Consider the following 1,986-nt stretch of genomic DNA (forward strand, 5'->3'; position numbering starts at 1 on the left):
GCCTTCATTGAAAGATCGTTTGGTGGATGCTGCTGACTGGCATATCAATGCGGCTGAATCTTCATTGAATGACTACAGCAACTACAAGAAAGCACCTGATGAGGTTTCTAACCCATTCGCTAGAGAAACACCAATTCGTTCTTCAGACCACGATCCAGCAATGGTATCGCTAGGTTACAAGTATGGCGAAGCGGGTGAGTCGAATGTGAATATTGCGGTGAAGAGCGGTCGTGCTGATATCGCATTCCCAGTTTCGGCTGACGCGAAATCTGGTGATGTTGCTGAAATCTCTATCTCTCCACGCCCACAAAATGTCTCTCTACCGAAAGTGACATTAAGTCAAGACGGTGCACAAACAGTAATGTTTGACGTGGTGGGTCTTGATACGGGTACTTACACGATTTCCATGAAGCTAATGGGAGACCGTGTTGCTGCACAAAATACTGGTGCATCTTCGTCTCAAGTTATTGAGTCAATGACAATGACTACCAACATTAGCAAGCAAGACTCAAGCAATGTGTCACCAGTGAGTCCTGAATACGATGGTTCAGGTGGTAGCTTCGGCTTCGGTGCACTGTTGTCACTGATTGGTCTTGGTTTCCTACGCCGTCGTCGTCAGTAATTGATAGAAGGGTTAGTAGTTATCTACTAGCCCTTTCTTTTGAGTAAAGTCGAGGAAACACAGCGTTAACTTGGCTGATATGGATATAAATCTGTTTACCTTTGAGGTTCAAACATGAAAAAAAGTTTAATAGCGATTGCTGTTGGTGCGGTTATCGCGCCTATGGCAAATGCGAATATTGTTATTTCAGAAGTCGTCGAAGGCTCAAGTAATAACAAAGCGATTGAAGTTGCAAACGTTGGTTCATCTTCAGTACAGCTGTCAGGCTATAGCCTCTTTATTGAGTCTAATGGTAGTGGTAACTGGTCAAATGAATACGATCTGTCAGGGGTTACACTGGGTTCAGGTGAGACACATGTGGTTACTCACGCTCAAGCCGCTGACGATTTGCTAGCGAAAGGTGATGCGACAGGTACGATTACTTACTTCAATGGCGATGACTCTATTTCCTTGCAAAAAGATGGAAGCATTGTCGATATCTTGGGATACGTTAACGATACGGACTACAACAAAGATGTCACGCTAAAGCGTATCGATATGACGCCAAGTACAAGCTATGACCCAGCAAAGTTTGAAGTTCTTGAAAAAGATAATTGGGAAGATATCGGCAAAGTTGAGCTAGGTGGCGGTGGTGCCGGGGAAGTAGTCATCACTGAATACGTAGAAGGTAGTTCAAACAATAAGGCAATTGAACTCTATAACAATGGCTCTGAAGATATTGATCTGACAGGTTACAAACTTGTTCGTTATAAAGATGGCGATGAAAGCCCATTGGATATGGTGAGCCTTGATGGGCAAACATTACCAGCGAACTCTGTATTGGTTGTGCTGCATGACTCTGCAGATATTACGTTAGATGACGGTGTAAGTTCTATTACCGGTGGCTTATACCACAATGGTGGAGACGCAGTCGGTCTGTTCAATGGTGATAGCCTAGTTGATGTTGTTGGCGCAGTTCCGACACCGAGTGGTTGGGGTAAAGATGTCACTTTGCAAAGAAATGGTACTTCACCGTCAGCGACTTACAATGAATCAGACTGGACAGAACTAGCGAAAGACACATTTGATGGCCTAGGCAAAGTTAATGGCTCGGTTGACCCAGATCCCGATCCGGACCCAGATCCATCGCCAGATACACTGATCAGTGAGCTTCAGGGTGACTCTTGGGCTTCTCCGTACACAGATCCAGCCAATGGCAAGTTTATCTCTGATGAAACCTTCACAGTTGAAGGGGTTATCACGGCTATTCAAAGTGAAGCGCTTGATGGTGATGTTGCAGTTGGTTTCTACATGCAAGACGAAACGCCAGACAGCGATCCAAAAACTTCTGATGGTATCTTTGTTGTCGGTGATGTAACTGGCTT

Annotated in this window: 2 protein-coding genes; both read left to right on the top strand. The window is 44.8% G+C overall.

The features are described 5' to 3' along the window. On the top strand, positions 1-622 hold a 622-nt coding region (locus KIV40_RS27890), incomplete at its 5' end, for a GlyGly-CTERM sorting domain-containing protein (RefSeq protein ID WP_285352447.1). A 114-nt stretch (positions 623-736) separates the two neighbouring features. Further along, the coding region (locus KIV40_RS27895) for a lamin tail domain-containing protein (protein WP_285352450.1) at positions 737-1,986 on the top strand (1,250 nt) is incomplete at its 3' end.

The sequence above is a fragment of the Vibrio sp. D173a genome, assembly GCF_030248475.1.